Raw genomic sequence first — 22,702 nt, 5'->3', positions numbered from 1 at the left:
TTTTATTTAGTGGTGTCAAGCCACCACTAAAGTCAGAAATTTCTAAACATTAAACCTTATATCCCCTGAAGTAAATGCCGTCGTATTTTACATGGGGGACATTATTTTAACCCCAGCCTGCTGCGCAGAAGATCCCGGTATGTGCTGCCTATCGGGATTTTTTCGCCGTTAATAATAAGCTGATGTACTTCGATCATGGTAATATGTTTGATAGCTACCACATACGATTTATGCACCCGTAAAAAATCCGCTGCGGGTACAAGGTCAAAAATATCCCCCATATTTTCACGCACCAGGATATTTCTGTCTTTAAGGTGAATGGTGATATAATTACCATCTTTTTCCAGATACAAGATCTCATCTACTTTAACCTGGTAAGTTTGCGGACCGCTTTTGATAAAAACGGTGGGCTCATCCTCTTTGCTTACTCCATTTTTTGAAGATAGCGCTGCCACCGCTTTATTTATGGCTGCAAGAAAGCGCTCAAAAGTGATAGGTTTCAACAGGTAATCGAGGGCGTTCAGGTCGTAGCTTTCTACCGCATAGTGACTATAAGCGGTAGTAAAAATGATCATTGGCCTGGGCGACAAGGTTTGCACCAACTGCATTCCGCTGATATCAGGCATATTAATATCCAGAAAAATAAGGTCTACCTTTTCGCGGTTCAGGAATTCGATGGCCTTCACCGGTTCGCGAAAGGTGGCTTTCAAATCAACCAGGCTGGTTTTAAGGCAATAGCGCTCTATCACTTCAAGCGCCTTAGGCTCATCATCAATGGCAATGCAGGTTATCATTCCAGGTCAATTTCGAGTTTAACAATATATTTCCCCTGGTCTTCATTGATCTGCAGGTTATGTTTGCCGGGGTACAAAAGATCGAGCCGTCGCTTTACATTTTCGAGCCCGATGCCGCTTTTTTCATCCTCCATTTTTTTGATGGCGCTATATTTGGTATTGACACAGGTAAAGATCAGCTTATGGTCTGCAAGCACAATGGCAATATCTATCCCGGATGTTTGCCCAATAGAAACGCCGTGCTTAAAGGCATTTTCAACAAAAGGGATAAATAGCATCAGAGCGACGACAACAGTTCCCGTCTGCGCAGGGTGATCAAATATCACTTTTACCTCATCATCTGCATAACGCAGCTTATTCAGGGTAATACAGTCTTCCAGGTATGCTATTTCTTTATTTAGCGGCACGCCACCGGCATTGCTGTCATAGATCATGTAGCGCATCATGCCCGAAAGTTTGGAAATCCCGTCGGCAAGCTCATCATTCCCCTTTTCCTGTGCCATCGAAAACAGGTTATTGAGGGTATTAAACAGGAAATGCGGATTGATCTGCGATTTAAGGAATTTGATCTCAGTACTCAGTTGATAAGCCTCCAGCTGATTGCGTACCAGTTCAGTTCGGGCCCATTCTTTCAAAAAGAAATAGGCTATTGAAAGCCCAGCCGCAGTTAAAAAAATAAGCAGCATGGTGAGCTGCATGTGCACCCAGTTCCCTATTGCAAAAAATGCGTTATGATTTGGTATCAGGTGATTAAGGCCATCCTTGCCTGCTGCAAAACCAGGGGGCGGAGGCCCCATGGGTAGGCTATTGTTCAATTTAGAACCAACTAAAATATAATTAGCAAGAAAGACCAATATAAACCAGCCCGCGGCGGTAGCGATGCCTGCAAATAAGCTTTTATACCGAAGCGCCTTTTTAAAGATCCAAAATATATTGCCGTAAAACAGCAGGGCCAGAAACGCGAGTGTAAAGCGGGAATACGGAAAAATGGTGTCTACCTCACTTCTTTCCATGATCTTTCCGTTGTGGTTTACCCGGATCTTGACCGTTGAGCTGGTTAGCGAATTCAGGGTATAGTACACCCCTATCCAGAACGCCAGATGGATCAGTATCTCGATGATATGTTTAACCTTGATACGGTGCATTCTTCAAAAGTATATTAAGCCCGGCTTATTCATAAATTATTGATGTTAATATAGCGATTTGCCGGCTAAACGGGCAATTTTTGAAATCCGGGCTTAACGCCACCGGAAATTTGTTTTCGGCAGAAGCTCAAATAACAAATATCCATTCTATGCAGAAATGATGACGCTGTTCATACCAAAGTTTTTGGTGGATTTAAAGGGCAAAGTACTATTGCTTAAAAATATCCAAATTATGAAAAAGCGATTTTTATTGTGCACAGCCCTTTTATCATGCACCATTATGGCCCGGGCACAAAAACCGGATACCGCACAAGTGCTGGTACACTACAAGTTTTCCCACATCAGGGATACTACCAACCGGGAACACCCCTACACCGAGAACATGGTTTTGATTGTAGGAAAAAATGCCGGGGTTTATAAAAGTTATGACAAGCAGCTGCAGGATGCGCTATTTAAAAAGCAGGTACAGGAACAGGTAGCCAACTCACCCGACGGACATGTAAACATCCAGCGGAGATCATCGGGCTCGGGTACAGACTATTACCAGTTCCCAAACGTTAAAAAACTGGCAAGGAAAGAACCGCTGCTGTTCAATAGCTATCTCATAACAGATGCCCTGCCCGCCATCGAGTGGAAAATAAGCGGAGATACAGCAACGTTTGGAGGCTTGCATTGCCAAAAAGCAACAGGCCATTTCAAGGGAAGGGATTATACGGCCTGGTTCAGTCCTGATCTGCCGCTGCATATAGGCCCCTGGAAACTCAATGGACTACCAGGGGTGATTGTAGAGGCTTATGATACCAAAAAAGAAGTTTATTTTAAGTTTGACGGGATTGAAAAAGCGGTCATATCTCCCCAAAAGGGTGATCAGCCAACCGGCCCGGCCCCGGATAACCAGGGACGGATGGCCGTGATGATAGGCATGGACGACCAGGTTGGCGATCCAAATATCATCCAGCTCCCCACCAATGCCATTAAAACTACCGAAAAGGAGTTTTCCAAATTGCAGGAGGCCATGCGTAAAGACCCTAATGCCTTTGCCCAGTCAATGGTGGCTGCACAGGCGGCAAGTCAGGGCAGGCCAGCCCCAAAAATCGATATCAGGATCGGGCCGCAGCCGGTGATCAATAACCCGATAGAATTGCCTGAAAAGAAATGAGCCGGATTATAAAGTCAGTATGGTTGCTGGTTATAGGGTTACTGTTTTCGGCTCACGGCTTTGGTCAAAGTATTAAGGGCACAGTGAAAGACAGCACCGGGAAACCGGTGCCTTATGCCACCATTAACCTCAAAAACGCGGCCACTAATAACATTATAAACTATACCATTACCGATACCAGAGGCGCCTACATTTTGCCGGCCCCGGCAGATACACCCGTGAGCGGCCTGCTGGTCGAGGTGCGTTGTATAGGCTATAAAAATGAGAGCAGGGTCATTACGGATTTGCAAGCTCCCGTTGATTTCACTTTATCTGTTTCCATCAACCAATTACAGGCCGTAGTGATTAAAAGCAGCCGGCCGGTGTTGCGGACAAACGGTGATACCCTAAGCTATAAAGTATCTGATTTCAGCAGTGTGCAGGACAGGGTTATTGGCGATGTGATCAAAAAACTGCCGGGTATAACGGTTGCCGCTGATGGCAGGATCAGCTATAACAATAAGCCGATCTCCAACCTGTACATCGGTGGTGATAACCTGCTGGACGATAAATATAATATCGCTACCACTACCATTCCCCAAGGGGTGGTAGACCAGGTGCAGGTGATCCAGAACCACCAGCCCGTTAAAGTGCTCCAAAATAAAGTAATGAGCGATGATGTGGCGCTCAACCTCAGCTTCAAAAAAGGCGCTAAATTGCAGATGGTGGGGCAAGAGAGCATCGGCGCGGGCTTGCCGGGCAATTATGATGTAGATTTGAACGCCATGATGTTTAAGGATAAGTACAAAGCCATTAATTACCTTAAAGGCAATAACACAGGTAACGACCTGCAGCAGGACCTGGTATCGCACAATTTTGCCGATAATATGCAGCGGATCGATAACGATGTGCCGGCCACCATGTTATCGCTTGGTTCGGTGAATGACCCGGCTTTATCACGTAACCGGTATCTGTTCAATCGCCCGGGGATCCTCAATCTCAATAACCTGGTCAATTTTAAAAAGAATGTGCAGATGAAGATCAATGCTTACTATTTGCGCGATACCCGGCGGCAGGACTACAGCCAGCACACCACCATCTTTTTACCCGGCGATACGGTACGCTATAATGAAACTCAACGTAACCGCTTCCGCCCCCACATATTGCATACCCAGTTTACGCTGAACATTAACCAGGATAAATATTACCTGAACGATGTGTTGCTGATGGATAACAACCGGTCCACCAATTACTCAGACCTGAATACAAACGGCGGCATGGTAAACCAGGTATTTAAAGATAACGCGCTGAATTTTTCTAATGAATTTAACCTGATCAAATCCTTAAGATCAAACAACATTATCCAGGCTTACTCCTATATCAGTCATTCGACTGAGCCCGAGAGCAGGACAATTGGGCCGGACTATAACAATCCAATTTTTAACAATGATGTCCCTTATGCGCAGTTGGTGCAAAATGTGAATGTACCTGCGTGGTATACCAATAACTATATTTCTTTCAAAATACCGTCGAACCTTATCACGCAAAGTTTCAGAACAGGGTTCAGTGTTCAATCACAAAAGTTAAACTCAGATCTAAACGTTGTACAGACTAATAATACCATCAACCTGCAATCAGACAGTTCCATCAACCATTTAAACTGGACAAGAAAAAAACTATACACGGAAGCAGCCTACGATCTGCCAGGCAGTATCCTCAAAGTGAACCTCACCTTGCCGTTAAGTCTGCAGCAGATCAATTATTCGGATGGCCTGTATGCCCTGCGTAAGGGTTTAACCAGGTTATATTTCAATCCGCAGCTAAAAGTAAAATATCAAACCGGGATGGAGAACTACCTGAATTTGCTTTACAGCTACCGCAGTGAGGCGGGTACCATAGAAGATATGTACCAGGGCTATATCCTGAAGGACTACCGGACACTTTATGCCAATAATGCCGGCCTTACCGAACGGCAGAACCAACTTGTGGCCCTTGGGTTTAACTACCGCAAGGCGCTCACCCTTTTGTTCGCCAGCCTGAACATTGTTTATAACCATATCGTTTCCAATAATATCGCTTCAGAAGTAATTACCAACACCCTGCGGCAGCGTGTAGTGCTGCCATACCGCAACAGTACCGATTCATGGACGGTGAACGGCACCGTCAGCAAATATTCCTTTGCTTTAAAAACCACTTTCAGCGGAGGGATACAATGGCAAAGTAATAAGTCGGTGCAGATCCAGAATAACGTGCTGCTGCCTTTCAATACCATTTCCAGAACCATCAATGCCGGTGCAGATACCAAAGTGAATGAGCAGGTAAATTTTAGCTATAAAGTTATATTTACCCAAATCCAAAGTCATTCGGCTGTGGAGGCATCGGCTTATCATATTAACCAGTTGCTTCAGCAAGCCTCGATCAATTATAACCCTGTAACCAATTTGCAGTTCAAATTATCAGGCGAGCATTACTTTACCCGTCAGCAAGGCAATCCTGAACTCAAATACTTTTTTGCAGATGCCTCGGCAAAATTCAGGGTCGAAAAATGGAAAACCGACCTGGAGCTGAGTGCCGCTAATTTTCTGAACGTAAAAACTTATAACACGCTTTATTTATCGGCCAATACATTAACCGCCAGTTCGTACACCTTGCCGGGAAGGATTATATTGCTCAAAATAATGTTTCATATTTGAGTGGTGTCAGGTTTTTTCAGGCAACCTATCCGGCCTGCTGCTCCTCTTCCGTCAGTTTCAGCAATGTGGCTTCATTTTTTATGCGGATGCTTTTGCCCGATATTTCGATGATCTCCTCATCGATAAAATCATTAATGGTGCGAAAGAGTGATTCATAAGCTGCGCCTGTAAATGAGGCCAGATCCTGCCGGGTAAGTTCAATATTGATAAAGCCCTGTTCATTTAGGCCGAATTTGTTTTTAAGCGAAATAAAAGCCTGGGCTACGCGGCCTTTAACCGGCATGTGTGCCAGGTTGCGCATCCGTTTTTCCGATTCCTGCAATTCGTTGGCAAAGAAGCGCATCAGCTTAATAACAAAGTTATTGTTAACCTGCAGTGTACTTTCAAAAAAGGGCATTTCGATATAGCAAATTATACCTGCCTTAATGGCTGTGGCCGAAACCGGGTAAAACTCAGTACTGCCTAAACCAAGATGCCCAACAATATCGCCTTCGCGGGCAAACCGGAGAATAAGCTCTTTTTCCTTATCCCACTTTTTATGAACCTTTACCGTGCCTGAATAAACAAAGTAAATGCCGGTAACGGGATCACCTTCTTTAAAGATCTGCTGCCCCTTTTTTACAATGATATTTTTCCTGGCGGCGCTGATTGCCGGGATCCAGTCGGGCAGGCAGTGTGTACATAAAAAGCAAGTCCCCAAATCGCATTTATCTTTGTTTTTCGCCATTTATTGATGTGTATTTAAGCCGGTGCTGTTATAAAAACATGCTAATTTATTAAAAGCGGCGGCCTTTTGGCTGTTCCCAGGTAGCCATGTTAAAAATAACTCCCAAACTTAACAATACCGCACCGCCAAAAACAGGCCATGGAAATGAGCGGATGCCATTGATGTTAATGCTCCATGGATGGGAATCGAAAGGGTTAACGGTATTCAGGTTCCTGAATAGCAACAATCCGGCAATGATGCTTGCGGCACCTAAAACAGAAAGAATAATACTGGTAATTTTCATAACTATTGTTTGTGCAATGATTTTTATTAAAAACTTAGCAAATGTTAAATAAAAACATTGCATATGCAATATAAAATTGAAAATAAAATTTATTTATGCTGCTTTAAGTATTACCTTTGCAAGAAAAATAGCACAGTCCCCTAAAACGGAACGGGACTAATCAAAACATGGAAACAAAACAGAACGCCATCCCGGTTTCACCTTCACTAAATGATCTTTATAATTTTAAATCCGGCTTAAAAGGCACCAGGCAAATGAAAACAAGGCTGATCTTTATATCGGCACTTTGTATACTTATTGCCGGCCTTATCAGCGTAATAGCCAAAGGCCTTATCTATCTTATTAATATCGTTACCAATATCTCATTTTACGGAACGCTGGATGCCGGCTTTCACAGCCCGGCCAATAACCATTTGGGTTTATGGGTAATTGTTATACCGGCTATAGGCGGCATTATAGTAGGCATTATGGCCCTGTATGGCTCCAAGGCGATCAGGGGGCATGGCATACCTGAGGCAATGGAGCAGATCCTGGTAAATAAAAGCAAAATAAAACCGATTATAACTTTTCTGAAACCCGTATCATCGGCCATAGCCATAGGTACCGGCGGGCCATTTGGCGCCGAGGGACCTATTATTGCAACAGGCGGGGCACTTGGTTCAACCTTTGGTCAGTTATTCAAAATATCGCCCAACGAGCGTAAAATTATTTTGGCAGCAGGAGCAACAGCGGGTATGTCGGCCATATTTGGCACACCCATAGCAGCGGTGTTTTTAGCTATTGAGCTGTTGCTGTTCGAGTTTTCGCCCAGGGCCATATTACCGGTGGCATTAGCTTGTATCACCGGAGCGGCCGGGCACCATCTGTTATTTGAAGCTGGGCCTGTATTCCCGATGCCTGATGTAGATACACCTTCAAATACCGCCCTGGCTATTTACAGCATCATTGGCCTGGTCATTGGCTTTATATCATTGGGGCTTACCAAAATAGTTTATTTTATTGAAGATAGCTTTGAAAAACTGCCTATCCACTGGATGTGGTGGCCTGCAATTGGTGGCCTGGCGGTAGGCCTGATAGGTTATTTTGCGCCGCACACCCTCGGCGTAGGATATGATAATATTATTACTATTCTTTCGGGCACATTATCATTGATGCTAATTGTGCGTTTGTGTTTATTCAAATTTCTTTCATGGGCTATAGCCCTGGGCAGCGGCACTTCGGGCGGTACGCTTGCTCCCTTGTTAACCATTGGCGGTGCGGCTGGTGCGGCTTTTGGCACACTGGTACACCTGGTATTTCCTGATGCGGGCATAAGTGTTCCAATAGCTGCGCTTATTGGTATGGCCGCTATGTTTGCAGGCGCTTCAAGGGCTTATTTAACCAGTATCACCTTCGCGCTGGAGGCTACCATGCAATCGCACGCATTACTGCCTTTGCTTGGTGCCTGTACAGCATCATACCTGGTTTCATTCTTCCTGATGGAAAATACCATCATGACCGAAAAAATTGCCCGCCGTGGGGTATACACCCCTGATTCATACGAACCTGATTTGTTACAGGTATTAACTGTTGCCGACGTTAATAATGAAGTTGGTGAAACCTTAAAAAGCAATAGTACCATAGCCGAAACCAGGGCCTGGCTTACCGGAAATAATATTACCCAAAGTTTTTTTATAGTGATTAATAATGATGGAAGCTATGCAGGCATGGTTAGCCTGACCGACATTTATAACCATAGTATTTCTGCCGAACTCGCCATAAGTAATATAACCAGGGCAAGTAAACAGGCCGTGAAAAGCAATGATCCGCTGAAACGCGTTGTGGAGATTATGGCCGAAGAATCGGTAGAGGTGCTTCCCGTTATTGCCACCGGAAATACCATAGCCGGGCAAATCTCCTATAAAGAGATCTTGAACACCTACTATCAGTACGTTGCCGAAAACAGGAAGCAAAACACACAGATCTCCCTTAAACGGCGTAGGCTTAAAATCGCTGCCCGTGGCCGCAGCAAGGCTAAATCTTAAAAATAAAAGGCGTTTGAATTAAAAAGGAACCCCGCGTGATGTAAGATCACGCGGGGTTTCTTTTTTCTGAACACTCCTACCTCGTAAAAATTAAATACGCCGAAGCTGGGTTATTGCTTATTTATTCTATAGCTTTGATTTATAAAATGTTGCTACTTATTTATCAGCATTTTATTTTCCATTTCTGCCAATTACACCTGTTGATTTAGCGTTGCTGTTGAAAGTAATATTTAACCTTTATTAAATCATATTTTATGAAAAAATTTGTAATTGAAAGGGAGCTGCCCGGCGCTGGTAACCTATCGGCCGAGGAATTACAGGCTATTTCACAGGCATCGTGTTCGGTTGTAAATGAATTGGGAAAGCCATACCATTGGATTCAGTCGTTTGTTACGGCTGATAAGATCTATTGCATCCACATTGCCGAAAGTGAAGATGTTATTCGCGAACATGCCATGAAAGGCGGCTTCCCGGTAACCAGTATTGCCGAAGTTAAAGCCATCATTGATCCAACAACAAGCACCGCCACAGTTTAATATCAATGCCGGCTGGTAACAAAAAGAGGCCCGTAGTTTTAATACCGGCCTCTATTATTTTATAGTGATGTGTTTTAGTTACCCACCGAAACAGAAGCGTTGGTTTTAAACAGCGGATCGGGTTTAAAATAATTGCCGCCTGCAAAACTGATCACATAATCAGATTTAAAATGGGTACTTTTTTTATAATAATCGGTACTGATGATCTGTGCACCTGATTTTTGGGCTGCTATAAACGAGCTCATATCATTTGCGCGGGCTTCTTCTGTATCCGAGTCGGCACGGGTACGGATAATGTAACCTTTCTTAACCAGTTTTTGAATGGCTGCCAGGTCCTTTTTAGCATCATTCATAATGTGAATGGCGGCTTCAGGTGTGCCCGGCAATGCATCGGCAAACAATACACGGCCTTTTAACGATGGGTGACCTGCGATATAGGCAGCTCTTTTTTCGCCTTTTTCATCAAGAATAAAAATGAACTTCCCTTTGGCCGCTTTAAGCGTTGGCCAGTTGTTGTGCAATACAGCGGCTTCAAGGGTTTTGTATGTGCCGCGCACATCATCGGGGGTAATTAAATATTGTTTGCCCAGATAGTCTAAAATTTCTTTATCCAGATTGTCAAAGGTTTTAGCTGTAAATTTTTCCGGAACAGTGAACCCTGGTTTTTTTGACGGCTCGTCTTTAGCATTCATGGTAATGTAAATGGGATTATGATCAGGATGTTCATCACTCCATTTCTTCAACTCCTGCAGGCAAAGCTTAAAAGTTGCGCAATTGCTGCGGAAGTCAATATCCTCAATGTGGAATACTTTAAAACCCGGCTCCTTCATTACGCCCCGGGTATCAAAAGCAGGCTGGCCCGGTACCCAATCCAGCCCTTTAGGGTGGGCATACTTGCCACCTTTGGTATCGGCGTAAACGTCTATTTCCAAAGCGTTTAAACCTAAATTAAGCTGGTCGGTAAGACTGATGTGCTCATAATCGATCTTGCTCATACCAACCGAATCGCGCTGTTGCAAAAAACGGAACAGCTTAGGGTTGATGGCTTGTTTATAGCTATTGTGCGAGCCTATTACCTGGAAATGGTTCATTTTCTGGTCGCCTGGATTGCTCAATAGCGCAGATGCTGAAAGAATAATGCCCCCAATTAATCCGCCTGTAAGTTTCATTTTGGTAAATATATTATTGGTTTAACAAAACAAGCGCAAAAGGCAGGCCTTTTGCGCTTGTATAAAAAATGTTACTAATTAATAGCCCGGGTTCTGTTTCAGGTTAGGGTTGGTTTTTAATTCGGTTGATGGAATCGGATATAACCTACGGGTTGGATCGGTGTTCATTTTCAGGTCGTCCGTTTTGCCGCCCATAACCGGTAGTGGATACTCTTTCTCGAATAAGCCATAACGGATCAGGTCATTACGGCGCCATGCTTCCCATGAAAGCTCACGCGCGCGCTCATCCAGCAAACCATCCAAATCAATTGATGTAGCAAGCTCCGCGTGGGCACGGCTGCGTAGTTTGTTTACCAAAGTAAGCGGAGTTTGGGCATCGCCATTGATGGTTGTTGGAGCCGCACCGCGTAAAATAGCTTCAGCTTTCATCAGGTAAATATCGGCCAAACGGAATACCGGTACATCGTTACTGTTTAAACGGGTAGCCTGGATGATGTTAACATCAGGATAGTATTTAATTGAACGTACACCTTCCGATTGCGAGGTTGTCACATCATTACCCAAATCCATTGGTTTTAAGCCGGTAAGGGTTAGTGTTGGGATAATGTTAATTTGTTTGATTGCATTCGGAGCCGGGTAATAGACAGGTTGATTGGTGAAGCCGCCATTGCCATCAGGATAATATTGCGGTCCCGCAAGCCATGTTTTGGTACGGTCATCGCCGGGAATGTTAAAGCGGTTATAGAACTCAGGTGTGGTGCTCATGGCAATACTTAAGCCTACGTTAAAGCCGTATGCTTGCGCCAGGTAATAAAAGAAACCAAAACGGGTAAACTGGTTGCCCGGAATTTGCTGATCATAAGGAACGGCGAAAATAGTTTCATTGACTTGAGCGCCGTTGGTTGGCAAAAATATATCGCGGTATTTTGCATCCAGGAAATAATTGGTGTTGGCCTGCACGCTATCGCACATGGCAACGGTTTCCTGGTAACGGGTGGTACCCGTGTATACACCCGAGTTTAGGTACATTTTTGCGAGCAAGGCAAACACCATACCCTTTGTTGGACGGCCGTATTGTGCTACGTTTGTTGGGCCGTTGCTGCTTTTTGCGGGTAATAACGGTAAAACGGATTTTAATTCGCTTTCAATAAACTCATACACTTTAGCGCGTGGCTGATTGGTAGGTTGCGTAGTCACAGGGAAGTCGGTGATGATAGGAACGTTTCCATACAAATCCATCATAAAATACAGGTACAAGGCACGCATTGCTTTAACCTCGGCAGTTGACGACGCTTTTTTTGTTGCTGACGATGGTGAGTTATTTATAACGCTGATAATACGATTACAGGTATTGATACCGCCAAAGCCCCATTGCCATACGCCTATGACGTTAGGGTGATCAAAGGTCCAGGTGTGGTAGTGCAACTGACGGTACTGCCCCCATCGTCAAAGTTGCCATCTCGGGCAGGCAGGATAGCCTCATCGGTTGACATATCCTGCATGCGCCAGTATGGTACTGCGTAACTTGACGACAGGTTTGAATAAATAGTACCCAGTAATGCCGTATAATCGGCATCAGTAACAGGGAAATTTGACTTTACATATTGTGATTCAACAGGTACATCTAATTTTGTACATGAATATGTGCTCATGATCACAGCAATAGCGGCACATATAAAAAAATCTTTTTCATCTTTTGTCTTTCTGAGGTTTTTTAGAATGATGCGGTTATACCTAAGCTGAACGTGCGTGTTTTAGGATAGAAATCGCGGTTATCGATACCCGGGGTTAAGCCGCCGATATTAACTTCGGGATCAACACCACGGTATTTGGTGATGATAAAAATATTATTGCCCGATGCATAAAAACGCAGGCTTTTTATGGCCTGGATGTGTGGCTTGACGGTATAACCCAAAGTAGCGTTATCCAAACGCAGGTATGAGCCGCTTTCAAGGAAACGGTCAGAGATCAGGTAGGCATTGACATCCTTAAATGATTCGCCCAAGGTAAACCTTGGGATGTTCTGCAGTTTTGAATCCGCAGGGTTATTCAATGAAGCAAGGGTGGCGTTAAGGATCTTGTTACCATAAACACCACGCACCAGGAAGTTTAAGTCGAAGCCTTTATAAAAGAAACTGTTGCTCCAACCGTAAACCAATTTAGGCTGCGCATCATATTTAATAAACTGATCAGAAGTTAAAGGCTGGGTTGCTATTACCGATCCGTCGGCTTTTTGATAGGTACTTACACCATTGGCGTTTTTACCCATATAGTGCCACAGGTCAAATGTGCCGATAGCATAACCAGGTTGTATGATCTGACTATAATTGCCCGACTGGCCTTTACCGCCTAACTGCGCGGTTTGTATAAAGTTAAGACCGAACTGGCTGTTCGATAAGCTTTGTACAACGTTTTTATTATGCGAAACGTTGAATGAAGTACGCCATGTAAAAGCTTGTGATTTTACAGGTACCGCATTTAAAACAACCTCGATACCGCTGTTTTTGATTTTACCTACGTTAGCAGTGTAAAACGGATAGAAGTAAAGCGTGGTTGATACCGGGTAGGTATAGATCAGGTCGGATGTTTTTTTGATATAATAATCTACCGAGCCGGTTAAGCGGTTGTTGAACAAACCAAAGTCCAAACCGATGTTGGTGGTAGCAGTACTTTCCCATTTCAAATCAGGGTTATCATTACGTACTGGGCCAATGGGATTAATAATGTTACCATTGCTCAGGAATTTACCGCCGCCCGGCGGCACACCGTAAATTAACCTTGCAGTAAAGGCATCAAAACCTAAGCTGTTACCAGATACACCGTAACCAGCCCTTAATTTCAGGTCGCTGATAACCGGAACCGATTTCATGAAATCTTCGTTAATGATTTTCCAACCCGCAGAAGCCGCCGGGAAGTAACCATGGCGCTGGTTAATACCAAATGCCGATGAACCGTCTTCCCTTAACGAAGCCTGTAACAAGTATTTATCCGAAAACTCATACTGGCCACGGGCATAGAACGATACGAACCTCAACGTAGAAATATAGTTAGGGTTGAACACAATTTGCGAAAGCTGCGTTGGGTTTGACAGCGCCAGGTAGTTGTATGTTAAAGCATCATTTGAAAAGTTTTGTGTTTGCACACCAAAACCATCGTTATTACGGTCTTGCTGATAAGAGTAACCACCTAACAATTTCAATGAATGCTTACCGAATACGCGATCGTAGTTAAAATAAGCCTCAACTACGTTGCTGGTATTGGTGTAAGCACTGCGTACGGCCACTCCATTTTGATTAACATAGATACCAGATTGGCTGGTAGAATAGGTATTAACGTTATTCTGTTCTTTTTGGGTTGATCCCGATATGGTAAATTTTAAACCTTTCAGGATGTCAACAGAGGCAAAACCATTGATCAATGTTTTGTTGTTCTCTGTTTTGGTAAAGTTGTTATTTATTAATGATAACGGGTTCAAAGGACCGCTACCTGTACGGGTATAGTTTTCTTTATAGGTACCATCCGGGTTAAAAGGACTAACCGTTGGCAGGTAGAATAAAATACCCGATAACACCTGGCTTTGGAAGATATCGTTGTTTTTGGTAGCACTGTTGGTAAGTGTGATACCCAATTTTAAACGATCATTAAAAAACCGCTGGTTGATATAACCTTTATAAATAGTACGTTCCAGGCTGGTATTTCTCAATATACCATTGTTTTTCATGTAGTTTACGCTTGCACCATACTCCGAATTGGTGCCGGCGCCGCCATATGAAAGATTATGGTTTTGTGAATAACCCGTACGCTCGGCCAGTTTTTGCCAATTGGTATTTGAACCATCGTCATCAGCAGCGCTTAATTTAGGCACACCGTTGTCTGTTAAATATTTACGCAGCTCGTCGCCGGTAAGTACATCAATGTTTTTTGACACGTTCTCAACGGCGCCATAAGCACTGTAAGTTAACCTTGTTTGACCGGCTTTGGCCCTGCGGGTAGTAACAATGATTACACCGTTGGCAGCACGTGAACCGTAAATAGCTGTCGACGATGCGTCTTTCAGCACGTCGATGCTTTCGATATCGGCGGGGGCCAAAAGATCGATAGAAGCACCCGGCACCCCATCAATTACATAAAAAGGTTGCTGAGCTGCACCTTCACGTAAAGTTGAGGGCCCCCTTAAAATGGTAGCAGGCTGTTTGTTAGGGTCACCACTTTTGGTAATATTTAAACCGGCTACCTTACCCTGCAATAGTTCGGCAGGAGTGGTTAATACACCGGCATTAAAATCTTCGGCTTTAACCGAAGTAATAGCGCCTGTTACATCCTTGCGGCTTGCGGTACCATAACCGATAACTACAACATCTTTAAGTTGTTTGGTATCGGTAACCATAGTAACATTCACCGTGTTCTTTTCGCCAATAGTAACCTCCTTTGGTACCGAGCCTAAAAAGGTAAATTTAAGGACATCGCCGGCGCCGCTTGTTTTTACGGTATAGCCACCGTTAGCGTTGGTTGAAGTTGATCTTCCCGAACTTTTTACGGTTACCACTACGCCGGGTAAAGGAAGATTACTTTCATCGGTAACGGTACCTTTTATGGTGCCGTCCTGTGCAAAAACCGCTGACGAGGCTATAAACATCAGCAGGAAAAGACAAATCGTTTTACTTTTTTCAAAAAAGAGCCTTAAAATAAATCTGTAGTTTTTTTTCATAGTTTTAATTAATGACAAACCCTGTTTTAATAGATGCCCAAGTTGAGATAGTAGGGCGATAATTGGTGCAAAGCAACGGTTGTTTTATTATCAGGAAATAAATATAGGGTTAACTTATCTATTAATTAAAATCGATATTGTTTTTCTTATTTACGCTGCTTTTAGCTGGTTTTCAGCTTTTTGTTATTGACAAACAAGCAGACCTTGTTAACCGGGGATTAACAAGGTTTAAATTTGGGCGTTTTGTAAAAAGGGTGTTATGAAGCGCCTGCTAAAAAATTTGACTTTTTTACAATCGATCAAAAAAGATACGTTTAGAAGCAATGGCGCAATTTACCGGTTGGCCAACGAGATCATTGTGTAGGCTCCATTGGTTTGAATAGTAAACATAAACTCGTTGTTTTGGTAAATCTTGCTTCCGGGTTTTCCATAAATTATGTCTCTGAAGTCGTGGCTTTCAAGATAGTCCTGGAATGAATGATCGTGCAGCACAGGGCACATGTACAGGAGTTGTTCCATCCTGATGGCGAGGGCTGTTTTTCGTTTCTTATTTTCCCATCTGTCTTTATCCTGGTCAAAAACCCATCCGCTGTTGATTTTATTGAGTTCGGTAGTATAAACGCCCGGCCCTGCTTTCATAAGCAGGATCATATCGGCTGGGGTTATTTCTCTTTCGGCTGTGTTTAATTCATGCTGATGATGGTAGTATAAAGTACCCAGCGTAAAGATAGCAGCAAGGGTTAATAAAACAGACCACCAATAATTACGACGTTTATCGGGCTCAATAAATTCAGGGCATTTTTCTGGAAACAATTCATGTTTGATTATAGCAAGAGCACGCTTTGCTTCGGCACGTGTAACCCCCTCTCCAATCAACAAAGCCTCAATTTCATGGTCGGTATTACCATCAGCTATCATTCATTTTATCTGCTCGGTAATTTGTTGTTTATCCATTGATAGTGGCGAAAGGTTAGGGTAGGTTTGAAATTCAAGATACATATTTTTCTAAAAGCAACATAACGTAAAATAAAAATGGAAATCATATCACATTTAAATACGAGGCATCTACGGAGCCTTTAGTTGTTTAAGATGATTTTGCTATAAACACGATACTCCTCCGGTGTTTTACAGCCTCGGCTATTTACTCCATAGGAGCATCGTGTTTATCGAAAGGTCAAATCAAAATATATTGGCTCTGCAGGTGCGATGTGTCGATGATTAAACGCCCCCTGACAAAAACAGTTCTTATATTTCTAACACGGTTTATAACTATTATTGTGGGCTTTTAATATCCTCCATTATAAGAGTATTTCCAAATCAAATGAAACGTATACTCCCGGTAATTGTATTTTCCCAGTTTTTTTGCACTTCATTGTGGTTTGCAGGCAATGCTGTTATGAGCGATATGGCCAAACAATTGCAGCTTGAACCCTCTTATCTGGCTTACTTAACAAGCGCGGTTCAGCTTGGCTTTATTACCGGCACTCTCGTTTTTGCTATCCTTAGCATTGCCGACAGATTTTCGCCGGTGCGGGTGTTTTTTATCTGCGCGCTTATTGCCGCTTTTATCAACGCATTGGCGTGCCTGTCGGGTACAGGTGCTGCTACAATACTGATACTAAGATATTCCACAGGTTTTTCCTGGCCGGGATTTATCCGGTAGGCATGAAAATAGCCTCAGATCATTATCCGCAGGGATTAGGCAAAGCGTTGGGATTTTTGGTTGGGGCTTTGGTATTAGGCACATCATTTCCGCACCTGCTAAAAAGTTTAATGGGGGCATTGCCATGGCGCTATGTTATTTTGTCAACTTCGGCATTAGCCGCTTTGGGTGGATGTGCTATGGTATTGCTTGTACCGGATGGTGCGGAAAGAAAACCCGCACAGGCGCTGAACCCGGCCGCGTTTATACAAAGTTTTGGCAACCGACAGTTCAGGGCTGCTGCCTTCGGCTACTTTGGTCATATGTGGGAGCTTTATGCTTTTTGGGCTTTTGTGCCGGTAATGTTAACAACTTACAACGCCAGGTTCATAGCTGCCGATTTAAATGTTCCGTTGTTATCTTTTCTGATTATTGGGGCTGGGGCGCTGGCCTGTGCGGGCAGCGGCATTATATCTAAATACAAGGGTGTAAAAAATGTGGCGGTACTGGCATTAACAATTTCGTGTACCTGCTGTTTGGTATCGCCGCTATTTTTGTTTGCAGGTTCGGCTGGGGCAATGATCGGGTTTTTATTGGTTTGGAGTACGGCTGCAATCGCCGATTCGCCGTTATTTTCGACTCTGGTTGCGCAAAATGCCGATCAGCAATTAAAAGGTACCGCGTTAACTATTGTTAATTGCATAGGCTTTGCCATTACTATTATAAGTATTCAACTGATCGCGGCTTTACGAACGGCCGAAAACGCGCGATATATTTATATGCTACTGGCCATAGGGCCGGTTTGGGGATTAATGGCATTGATAAACGGGCGGAACACCAACAAGGGATAGAAAAAGAAAAGCTCCGGATCACAAACCCGGAGCTTTTCTTTTTATTGCTTAATTATTAAATGCTTACCTGAATTTTATATTAACACTCCCTCCAGATGCCTCTGCGTTAACCGGAATGCCGCCGCCATTGTATTTGCCGCTAACCCGTTCTTTTTCCCATTGCCCGTTAAATTTGGCAACCGATGATGGAGAAACACCTTCACCTCGCAGATCGAGGTCATAGCCCTGGTTTTGCGGAAGTTCGATATCAACATTGCCGGCGCTTGATTCCAGTTTAAGATATTTGCCAACTTTTAGCATTTGGGCGTACAGACCGCCGCCGCTGGTTTGCGCGCTAATACTCCCTGCCATGCGTTTAAGATCAATGCTGCCTCCTGATGTGCTGGTGATGAGCTCACCACTGATATTATTGCCGTTAACACCGCCACCACTGGTTTCGGCGTTAATATTACCCTTTAAATTTTCTAAAGTTATACCACCGCCACTGGTTTCAAGCCTGATCCTGCCGTTACAGTTTTTAGCCTCAATACCGCCTCCGCTGGTTTCAAGCGAAATATCATCGCCCGAATTGGAAACATGAATGCCGCCGCCCGAGGTGTTACCGCGGATGGTACCGTAAAGCCTGTCGATAGTTAAACCGCCGCCGCTGGTGCTAAATTTTTCGTTGCCTTTTAAATTATCAAGACCAATACCGCCGCCGCTGGTTTCCAGGTCGGTTGCGCATTGCTGCGGTACATAAATACGAAACGAGATGCTCAATGAGCTTCTCCAGTTAAAAAGTTTTGACGCTTGCTTTTAGCAATGGCCCTAACTTCATGCCCGCTAACCGATATGTCGAGTGTATAATCCTTGTCAAGGCGTTTTTTGATCTCTTCCTTTGAAAGATCATTACCGTTGTTGCCTTTAATATAAACTTCCACCCGCGGAGCTTGGCCGGCCTGCCCGCTAACTACAATACCTCCGGCCGATGTACGTACCACGGCGCTGGTAATGGCATCGTTAGCCAATGATTTGGTAAGATATAACGAACGGCTGTCGCCATCTTGCGCTGCTGCCACCGCGGTTTGCCCGGCAAGCAGAAGAAGTAAAATATAGTTTTTCATAAATGGGGTTTTAATGGTAATACAGCTATGACCACACTTTACCCCTATACGTTACAGGCGTTTTTAATTTTTTATTTAACAGCCGTATTATAAGAAGCTTTGGTGACCGGATTTTGGCAGCTTTGGGCTCAACCAAGCAAATCCCATAAATTACCAAAGGGATCTTTAAAAACGGCAACCGTGCCGTATGGTTCCGCCTGGGGTTCACGAACGAAGATGATGTTTTTGTCCTGCATCGCACGGTAATCGCGCCAAAAATCATCGGTCCTTAAAAAAGAAATACGCGGCCACCCGTTTGCTGTCCTATCCGACTTTTTTGTTCATCACCTACGGCCTTTGCTAACAGCAAGCTACACTCAAATGCCCCCCTGGGCCTTACCAAAACCCATCTTTTATTTTCATTGATCGATGTGTCTTCGACCAGGTCGAAATTCAATTTTTCTACATAGAATTGAATTGCTTCGTCATAGTCATTAACCACCAATGTAATGTGTGTTATAAATTGCTTCATAAGCAGAAAAATAAGATGAATACATCAACAGTTAAAAAAACTTACTACAGCCGCCATTTAAATGACTTGCTGTCGATAGCCCGCATGGTACATAAAATACCATTTAAATGATCATGCTCGTGCTGCATCAGTTCAGACAGGGCATCCATCATTACCCACTGCTGTTGCTGCCAGTTTTCGTCGAGGTAATTTACCGTGATGGTTTTATGCCTTTTAACGTTTACCAGCAGGTTAGGAAAGCTCATGCAATCGTCCCAAAGTTCAAAAAGTTCATCGCTGGCGTCCTGTATTTCGGGGTTAATGAAAACTACAGGCTTGTCAATATTCATGTAAACGAGGCGTTTCATAATGCCCAATTGGGGGGCAGCGATAGCCCGGCCGAAGTTGTATTTCAGCCTTATTTCATGCATTACATTATGCATATCTTCAACCCAACCGCGTACAAGTGGCAGTTCGTCTGGTAATACTGGCGGGCAAACCTGGTAAAGACGCTCATCGCCAAGCAGCAAAATATCGTTCAATTTTTTCATTCCATAGTAAAACGTAAATTTATCACTTACGGAATCACTTTAATCCCTCATGAATTGCTTTAACTTTATATCAAGACCCCAATAAGCGGAAATGCGGGAAAGTTAAACATTGACTTTCTTATACAAATAAAGTTTTTTTGTAGTTATTTTATATCACATGCAGCCAAAAGAAATTTTAAAAGAGCACGTAAGCAAAACCGCCTCGCTGACCGACGAGCAGTTCGATTATTTCTTTTCGCATTTTACCTACAAAACATTTAAAAAAGGGCAAACTATAATCGGGGAAGGTGATAAAGTAGACTGTGAGTATTTTGTACTTTCGGGCTATCTGAAGTCGTTTTTTATTAACGACGACATGAAAATGTTCATCCTGCAGTTTGCCATGCCTACCTGGTGGGCTTCAGATTATAACGCGCTTTACAGCGGTGAACGTGCTACAATTAGCCTGGATTGTATTACCGATGCCGAAGTACTTTGCCTCACCGGCCAGGACCGCGAAAAGCTTTGCAATGAAATTCACGCAAGCGAGCACTTTTTTCGCTGGCGTACCAACAAGGGCTATGTAGCTGCTCAAAAAAGGCTGCTATCATTTATGAATAACAACGCAAAACGTCGTTATGAAGAGTTACTGGCGCAGTACCCTACTTTGTACAATGTGGTTCCTAAACAATTAATAGCCTCATACTTAGGCGTTTCAAGGGAAACATTGAGCCGTTTATACCATTCTTAAAATGTGATGTACATCACATAAATAAAGTGGTATTTCAATTGTGATGTAGGTCACACAGTTTCCAGGCCATTAGTCCCCAACTTTGTATTGTCATTAAAGACATAACAAAATGGAAACTCAAAAATTTGAAATCATCAGCGCAAAAAGTAACATCGACTGGATTGGTCGTAAAGTTACAGGCGCACACAATGGTACCATCGCTATAAAAGAAGGCTCTTTAACTTTTGCAGATGGACAATTAACCGGCGGTAAATTCGATATAGACACCACCTCTATTAAAATTCTTGACATAACTGACCCGGCTACCAACGCCCAGTTTGCAGGCCACCTTGCTTCCGACGACTTCTTTAATTCAGAAAACTATCCTGAAGCTCAATTTGTGGTTACTGCGATCAACAAAGGCAGCAACGGCACTTATCGGATCACCGGCGACCTGACCATAAAAGGCATTACCCATGCTGTAGGTTTTGATGCGCAAGTTAACCGCGCTGCCGATACGGTAAGCGCAACCGGTAAAGTTGTGGTGGACCGTACCAAATATGGTATGAGGTTTCGTTCCGGAAACTTTTTTAAAGACCTGGGCGATACACTTATCTACAACGATTTTGACCTGAATGTAAACATAACCGCAAAAGCTGTTTAAAACAGCTTTGCTTAAAAACTAAAGCCATGCCATACGTAAAAATTGAACTGACCCGCGAAGGTGTTACCCGCGAGCAGAAACAAATCCTGATAAAGGGTGTAACCGATTTGATTACCGATACCCTGAACAAAGACCCGCATTTAACCCATGTAGTGATCAGCGAAATTGAGCTGGATGATTGGGGATATGCCGGCGAACAGACATCAGTATTAAGAGAAAGAGGCATCACTGCCAACAAGAAATAAGAAAATGAAAAAGCAAACAATAATCGTTACCGGAGCATCATCCGGTATCGGTAAAGAAATAGCCCGTTATTTTTTAGAAAAGGGCGATAACGTAGTCATCAACTCAACAACTGCCGATAAACTGGAAGCTGTTTACCAGGAGCTGGGCGCAGGTGATAACCTGGCCATGGTTGCCGGAAATGTAAGCGATAAAGCCACAGGAGAAAACCTGGCCCAAACAGCCCTTGATAAATTTGGAAGCGTAGATGTGCTGATCAACAACGCCGGTATTTTTGAAACCAGGCCGTTTCTTGAAGTTGATGAAGCCTACCTCGACCGTTTTTTAAACACCAACCTTAAAGGTACTTACTTCACCACCCAGGCCGCGATTACGCAAATGCTTAAACAGCATGATGGTGTGGTGATCAATATAGGTACACCATTGGTTAACCATGCTCTTGGCGGAGTTCCCATTACAGCACAAATGGCATCAAAAGGTGCAATACACGCGCTTACTATACAACTGGCCGGCGAGTTTGGTAAAGATAATATCCGGGTAAATACCATTGCGCCCGGTACTATCCGTACCCCAATGCACGGTGATGATGCCGACCAAAGCGCAGGATTACACCTGCTGAACCGGGTGGGCGAAGTTGAGGACGTAGCCCAAATGGTGTACGCCGTTGCCAAAAACAATTTCATCAGCGGGGCCATTATCAATGTTGATGGTGGCATGGCAGCAGGCCATAATTTAAATTGAGTGTAAAATTCTTTTAGCAATTGCATTATGCCTTGCTTAGCGGCAGGCATAATGTTTAATTTATCAATAAAAATGGAAACTAACGATCAAAGCAAAGCTGCCATTGAACAGGCGCTTGAAAATTACTACTTCAAAGGGATTTATGAAGGTAATTTGGATTTGTTAAACCAGGTAATGAATGCCGGCACCCTGCTTTTTGGCGATGTAAAAGGACAGCCTTATGCCAAAACATTGGATGTTTATTTGGATGGGGTAAAAAACAGGGTAAGCCCTAAGGATTCGGGCAAACCATTTAACGGGAAAATCATTTCTGTTAAAGCAGTAAATTCAATTGCAGTTGCCGAAGTACAGGTAAAAATGTACGATTATAACTATCATGAGTTTTTATCGTTCCATAAACTCGACGGCAAGTGGCTCATTGTAAATAAAATGATCAGCGATACGAATTAATTTCGTTTGAGTGATAAATTGACCTTTAGTCTAAAGTCGTA

25 protein-coding genes are annotated in these 22,702 nt (G+C 43.5%); 11 read left to right on the top strand and 14 right to left on the bottom strand.

Annotated elements, in window-relative coordinates:
* Positions 1 to 101: 101 nt before the first annotated feature.
* Positions 102 to 794: a LytR/AlgR family response regulator transcription factor gene (locus tag ACRQ5D_RS09280; protein WP_091173333.1), complete on the bottom strand. Its 693-nt coding sequence runs from the start codon at positions 792 to 794 to the stop codon at positions 102 to 104.
* Positions 791 to 1,939, bottom strand: coding sequence for a sensor histidine kinase (locus tag ACRQ5D_RS09275; RefSeq protein WP_091173329.1), 1,149 nt, complete (start codon positions 1,937 to 1,939; stop codon positions 791 to 793). The genes ACRQ5D_RS09280 and ACRQ5D_RS09275 overlap by 4 nt, the downstream gene beginning before the upstream one ends.
* A 232-nt stretch (positions 1,940 to 2,171) precedes the next feature.
* Here ACRQ5D_RS09275 and ACRQ5D_RS09270 point away from each other — a divergent pair, with 232 nt between their 5' ends.
* Positions 2,172 to 3,098, top strand: coding sequence for a GLPGLI family protein (locus ACRQ5D_RS09270; protein WP_091173628.1), 927 nt, complete (start codon positions 2,172 to 2,174; stop codon positions 3,096 to 3,098).
* Complete coding sequence (locus ACRQ5D_RS09265) at positions 3,095 to 5,770, top strand: TonB-dependent receptor (RefSeq protein WP_091173325.1); 2,676 nt, start codon at positions 3,095 to 3,097, stop codon at positions 5,768 to 5,770. Before ACRQ5D_RS09270 ends, ACRQ5D_RS09265 begins: the two co-directional genes overlap by 4 nt.
* A 25-nt stretch (positions 5,771 to 5,795) precedes the next feature.
* Here the strand turns inward: ACRQ5D_RS09265 and ACRQ5D_RS09260 are convergent, their stop codons facing one another.
* Both ACRQ5D_RS09260 and ACRQ5D_RS09255 read right to left on the bottom strand, forming a co-directional pair.
* Complete coding sequence (locus tag ACRQ5D_RS09260) at positions 5,796 to 6,497, bottom strand: Crp/Fnr family transcriptional regulator (RefSeq protein WP_091173321.1); 702 nt, start codon at positions 6,495 to 6,497, stop codon at positions 5,796 to 5,798.
* Positions 6,498 to 6,546: 49 nt separating this feature from the next.
* Positions 6,547 to 6,780 (bottom strand): hypothetical protein, encoded by a 234-nt coding sequence (locus tag ACRQ5D_RS09255; protein WP_090533632.1) that lies wholly within the window; start codon positions 6,778 to 6,780, stop codon positions 6,547 to 6,549.
* A 167-nt stretch (positions 6,781 to 6,947) separates the two neighbouring features.
* Between ACRQ5D_RS09255 and ACRQ5D_RS09250 the strand changes: the two genes are divergently transcribed.
* Together ACRQ5D_RS09250 and ACRQ5D_RS09245 are read left to right on the top strand one after the other, a co-directional pair.
* A complete protein-coding gene (locus ACRQ5D_RS09250; RefSeq protein ID WP_091173314.1) occupies positions 6,948 to 8,804 on the top strand; it encodes a chloride channel protein in 1,857 nt (618 codons plus the stop codon).
* A gap of 254 nt (positions 8,805 to 9,058) precedes the next feature.
* Positions 9,059 to 9,340 carry a DUF4242 domain-containing protein gene (locus ACRQ5D_RS09245; protein WP_091173310.1) on the top strand — a complete coding sequence of 94 codons (282 nt, stop codon included), beginning with the start codon at positions 9,059 to 9,061 and terminating at the stop codon, positions 9,338 to 9,340.
* Positions 9,341 to 9,414: 74 nt separating this feature from the next.
* On the opposite strand, the gene ACRQ5D_RS09240 is transcribed toward ACRQ5D_RS09245, so the two are convergent.
* From ACRQ5D_RS09240 to ACRQ5D_RS09220, 5 genes are all read right to left on the bottom strand, one after another.
* Positions 9,415 to 10,509 carry a phosphatidylinositol-specific phospholipase C1-like protein gene (locus ACRQ5D_RS09240; protein ID WP_091173307.1) on the bottom strand — a complete coding sequence of 365 codons (1,095 nt, stop codon included), beginning with the start codon at positions 10,507 to 10,509 and terminating at the stop codon, positions 9,415 to 9,417.
* Between the two features lie 78 nt (positions 10,510 to 10,587).
* Positions 10,588 to 11,934, bottom strand: a complete 1,347-nt coding sequence (locus ACRQ5D_RS09235) for a RagB/SusD family nutrient uptake outer membrane protein (RefSeq protein ID WP_431199447.1) — start codon at positions 11,932 to 11,934, stop codon at positions 10,588 to 10,590.
* Positions 11,892 to 12,161: a hypothetical protein gene (locus tag ACRQ5D_RS09230; RefSeq protein WP_431199446.1), complete on the bottom strand. Its 270-nt coding sequence runs from the start codon at positions 12,159 to 12,161 to the stop codon at positions 11,892 to 11,894. Before ACRQ5D_RS09230 ends, ACRQ5D_RS09235 begins: the two co-directional genes overlap by 43 nt.
* Before the next feature lie 62 nt (positions 12,162 to 12,223).
* The gene (locus ACRQ5D_RS09225; protein ID WP_091173302.1) at positions 12,224 to 15,217 is read right to left on the bottom strand and encodes a SusC/RagA family TonB-linked outer membrane protein; all 2,994 of its coding nucleotides are present in this window, start codon (positions 15,215 to 15,217) and stop codon (positions 12,224 to 12,226) included.
* A 333-nt stretch (positions 15,218 to 15,550) separates the two neighbouring features.
* A complete protein-coding gene (locus ACRQ5D_RS09220) occupies positions 15,551 to 16,135 on the bottom strand; it encodes a hypothetical protein (RefSeq protein WP_432328717.1) in 585 nt (194 codons plus the stop codon).
* Between the two features lie 403 nt (positions 16,136 to 16,538).
* Between ACRQ5D_RS09220 and ACRQ5D_RS09215 the strand changes: the two genes are divergently transcribed.
* The gene (locus tag ACRQ5D_RS09215; protein WP_432328715.1) at positions 16,539 to 16,880 is read left to right on the top strand and encodes a hypothetical protein; all 342 of its coding nucleotides are present in this window, start codon (positions 16,539 to 16,541) and stop codon (positions 16,878 to 16,880) included.
* Between the two features lie 2 nt (positions 16,881 to 16,882).
* Positions 16,883 to 17,710: an MFS transporter gene (locus ACRQ5D_RS09210; protein WP_432328713.1), complete on the top strand. Its 828-nt coding sequence runs from the start codon at positions 16,883 to 16,885 to the stop codon at positions 17,708 to 17,710.
* 63 nt (positions 17,711 to 17,773) lie between these two features.
* Here the strand turns inward: ACRQ5D_RS09210 and ACRQ5D_RS09205 are convergent, their stop codons facing one another.
* From ACRQ5D_RS09205 to ACRQ5D_RS09185, 5 genes are all read right to left on the bottom strand, one after another.
* A complete protein-coding gene (locus ACRQ5D_RS09205) occupies positions 17,774 to 18,469 on the bottom strand; it encodes a DUF4097 family beta strand repeat-containing protein (protein ID WP_432328711.1) in 696 nt (231 codons plus the stop codon).
* Positions 18,466 to 18,813 (bottom strand): hypothetical protein, encoded by a 348-nt coding sequence (locus tag ACRQ5D_RS09200; RefSeq protein WP_432328708.1) that lies wholly within the window; start codon positions 18,811 to 18,813, stop codon positions 18,466 to 18,468. Before ACRQ5D_RS09200 ends, ACRQ5D_RS09205 begins: the two co-directional genes overlap by 4 nt.
* Before the next feature lie 128 nt (positions 18,814 to 18,941).
* The gene (locus ACRQ5D_RS09195; protein WP_432328706.1) at positions 18,942 to 19,049 is read right to left on the bottom strand and encodes a hypothetical protein; all 108 of its coding nucleotides are present in this window, start codon (positions 19,047 to 19,049) and stop codon (positions 18,942 to 18,944) included.
* A gap of 32 nt (positions 19,050 to 19,081) precedes the next feature.
* Positions 19,082 to 19,324 carry a VOC family protein gene (locus ACRQ5D_RS09190; RefSeq protein WP_432328704.1) on the bottom strand — a complete coding sequence of 81 codons (243 nt, stop codon included), beginning with the start codon at positions 19,322 to 19,324 and terminating at the stop codon, positions 19,082 to 19,084.
* A 44-nt stretch (positions 19,325 to 19,368) separates the two neighbouring features.
* Positions 19,369 to 19,854: a peptide deformylase gene (locus ACRQ5D_RS09185; protein WP_432328702.1), complete on the bottom strand. Its 486-nt coding sequence runs from the start codon at positions 19,852 to 19,854 to the stop codon at positions 19,369 to 19,371.
* A 157-nt stretch (positions 19,855 to 20,011) separates the two neighbouring features.
* On the opposite strand from ACRQ5D_RS09185, the gene ACRQ5D_RS09180 reads away from it, so the two are divergent.
* The 5 genes from ACRQ5D_RS09180 (at position 20,012) to ACRQ5D_RS09160 (ending at position 22,661) form a co-directional block, all read left to right on the top strand.
* Entirely contained in the window at positions 20,012 to 20,584 is a 573-nt protein-coding gene (locus ACRQ5D_RS09180) for a Crp/Fnr family transcriptional regulator (protein ID WP_091173285.1), read from the top strand.
* 109 nt (positions 20,585 to 20,693) lie between these two features.
* On the top strand, positions 20,694 to 21,227 hold the full coding sequence (locus tag ACRQ5D_RS09175) for a YceI family protein (RefSeq protein WP_129569457.1): 534 nt from the start codon (positions 20,694 to 20,696) through the stop codon (positions 21,225 to 21,227).
* Positions 21,228 to 21,253: 26 nt separating this feature from the next.
* On the top strand, positions 21,254 to 21,472 hold the full coding sequence (locus tag ACRQ5D_RS09170; RefSeq protein WP_091173280.1) for a tautomerase family protein: 219 nt from the start codon (positions 21,254 to 21,256) through the stop codon (positions 21,470 to 21,472).
* Positions 21,473 to 21,476: 4 nt separating this feature from the next.
* Positions 21,477 to 22,211, top strand: a complete 735-nt coding sequence (locus tag ACRQ5D_RS09165; RefSeq protein ID WP_432328700.1) for an SDR family NAD(P)-dependent oxidoreductase — start codon at positions 21,477 to 21,479, stop codon at positions 22,209 to 22,211.
* Between the two features lie 72 nt (positions 22,212 to 22,283).
* Positions 22,284 to 22,661, top strand: coding sequence for a nuclear transport factor 2 family protein (locus tag ACRQ5D_RS09160; RefSeq protein ID WP_432328698.1), 378 nt, complete (start codon positions 22,284 to 22,286; stop codon positions 22,659 to 22,661).
* Positions 22,662 to 22,702 lie beyond the last annotated feature (41 nt).

The organism is Mucilaginibacter sp. P25 (genome assembly GCF_050859465.1).
Classification (GTDB): Bacteria; Bacteroidota; Bacteroidia; order Sphingobacteriales; family Sphingobacteriaceae; genus Mucilaginibacter; species Mucilaginibacter gossypii.
The sequence above is the reverse complement of the archived record's forward strand: the minus strand, read 5'-3'. Positions and strand labels throughout refer to the sequence as shown.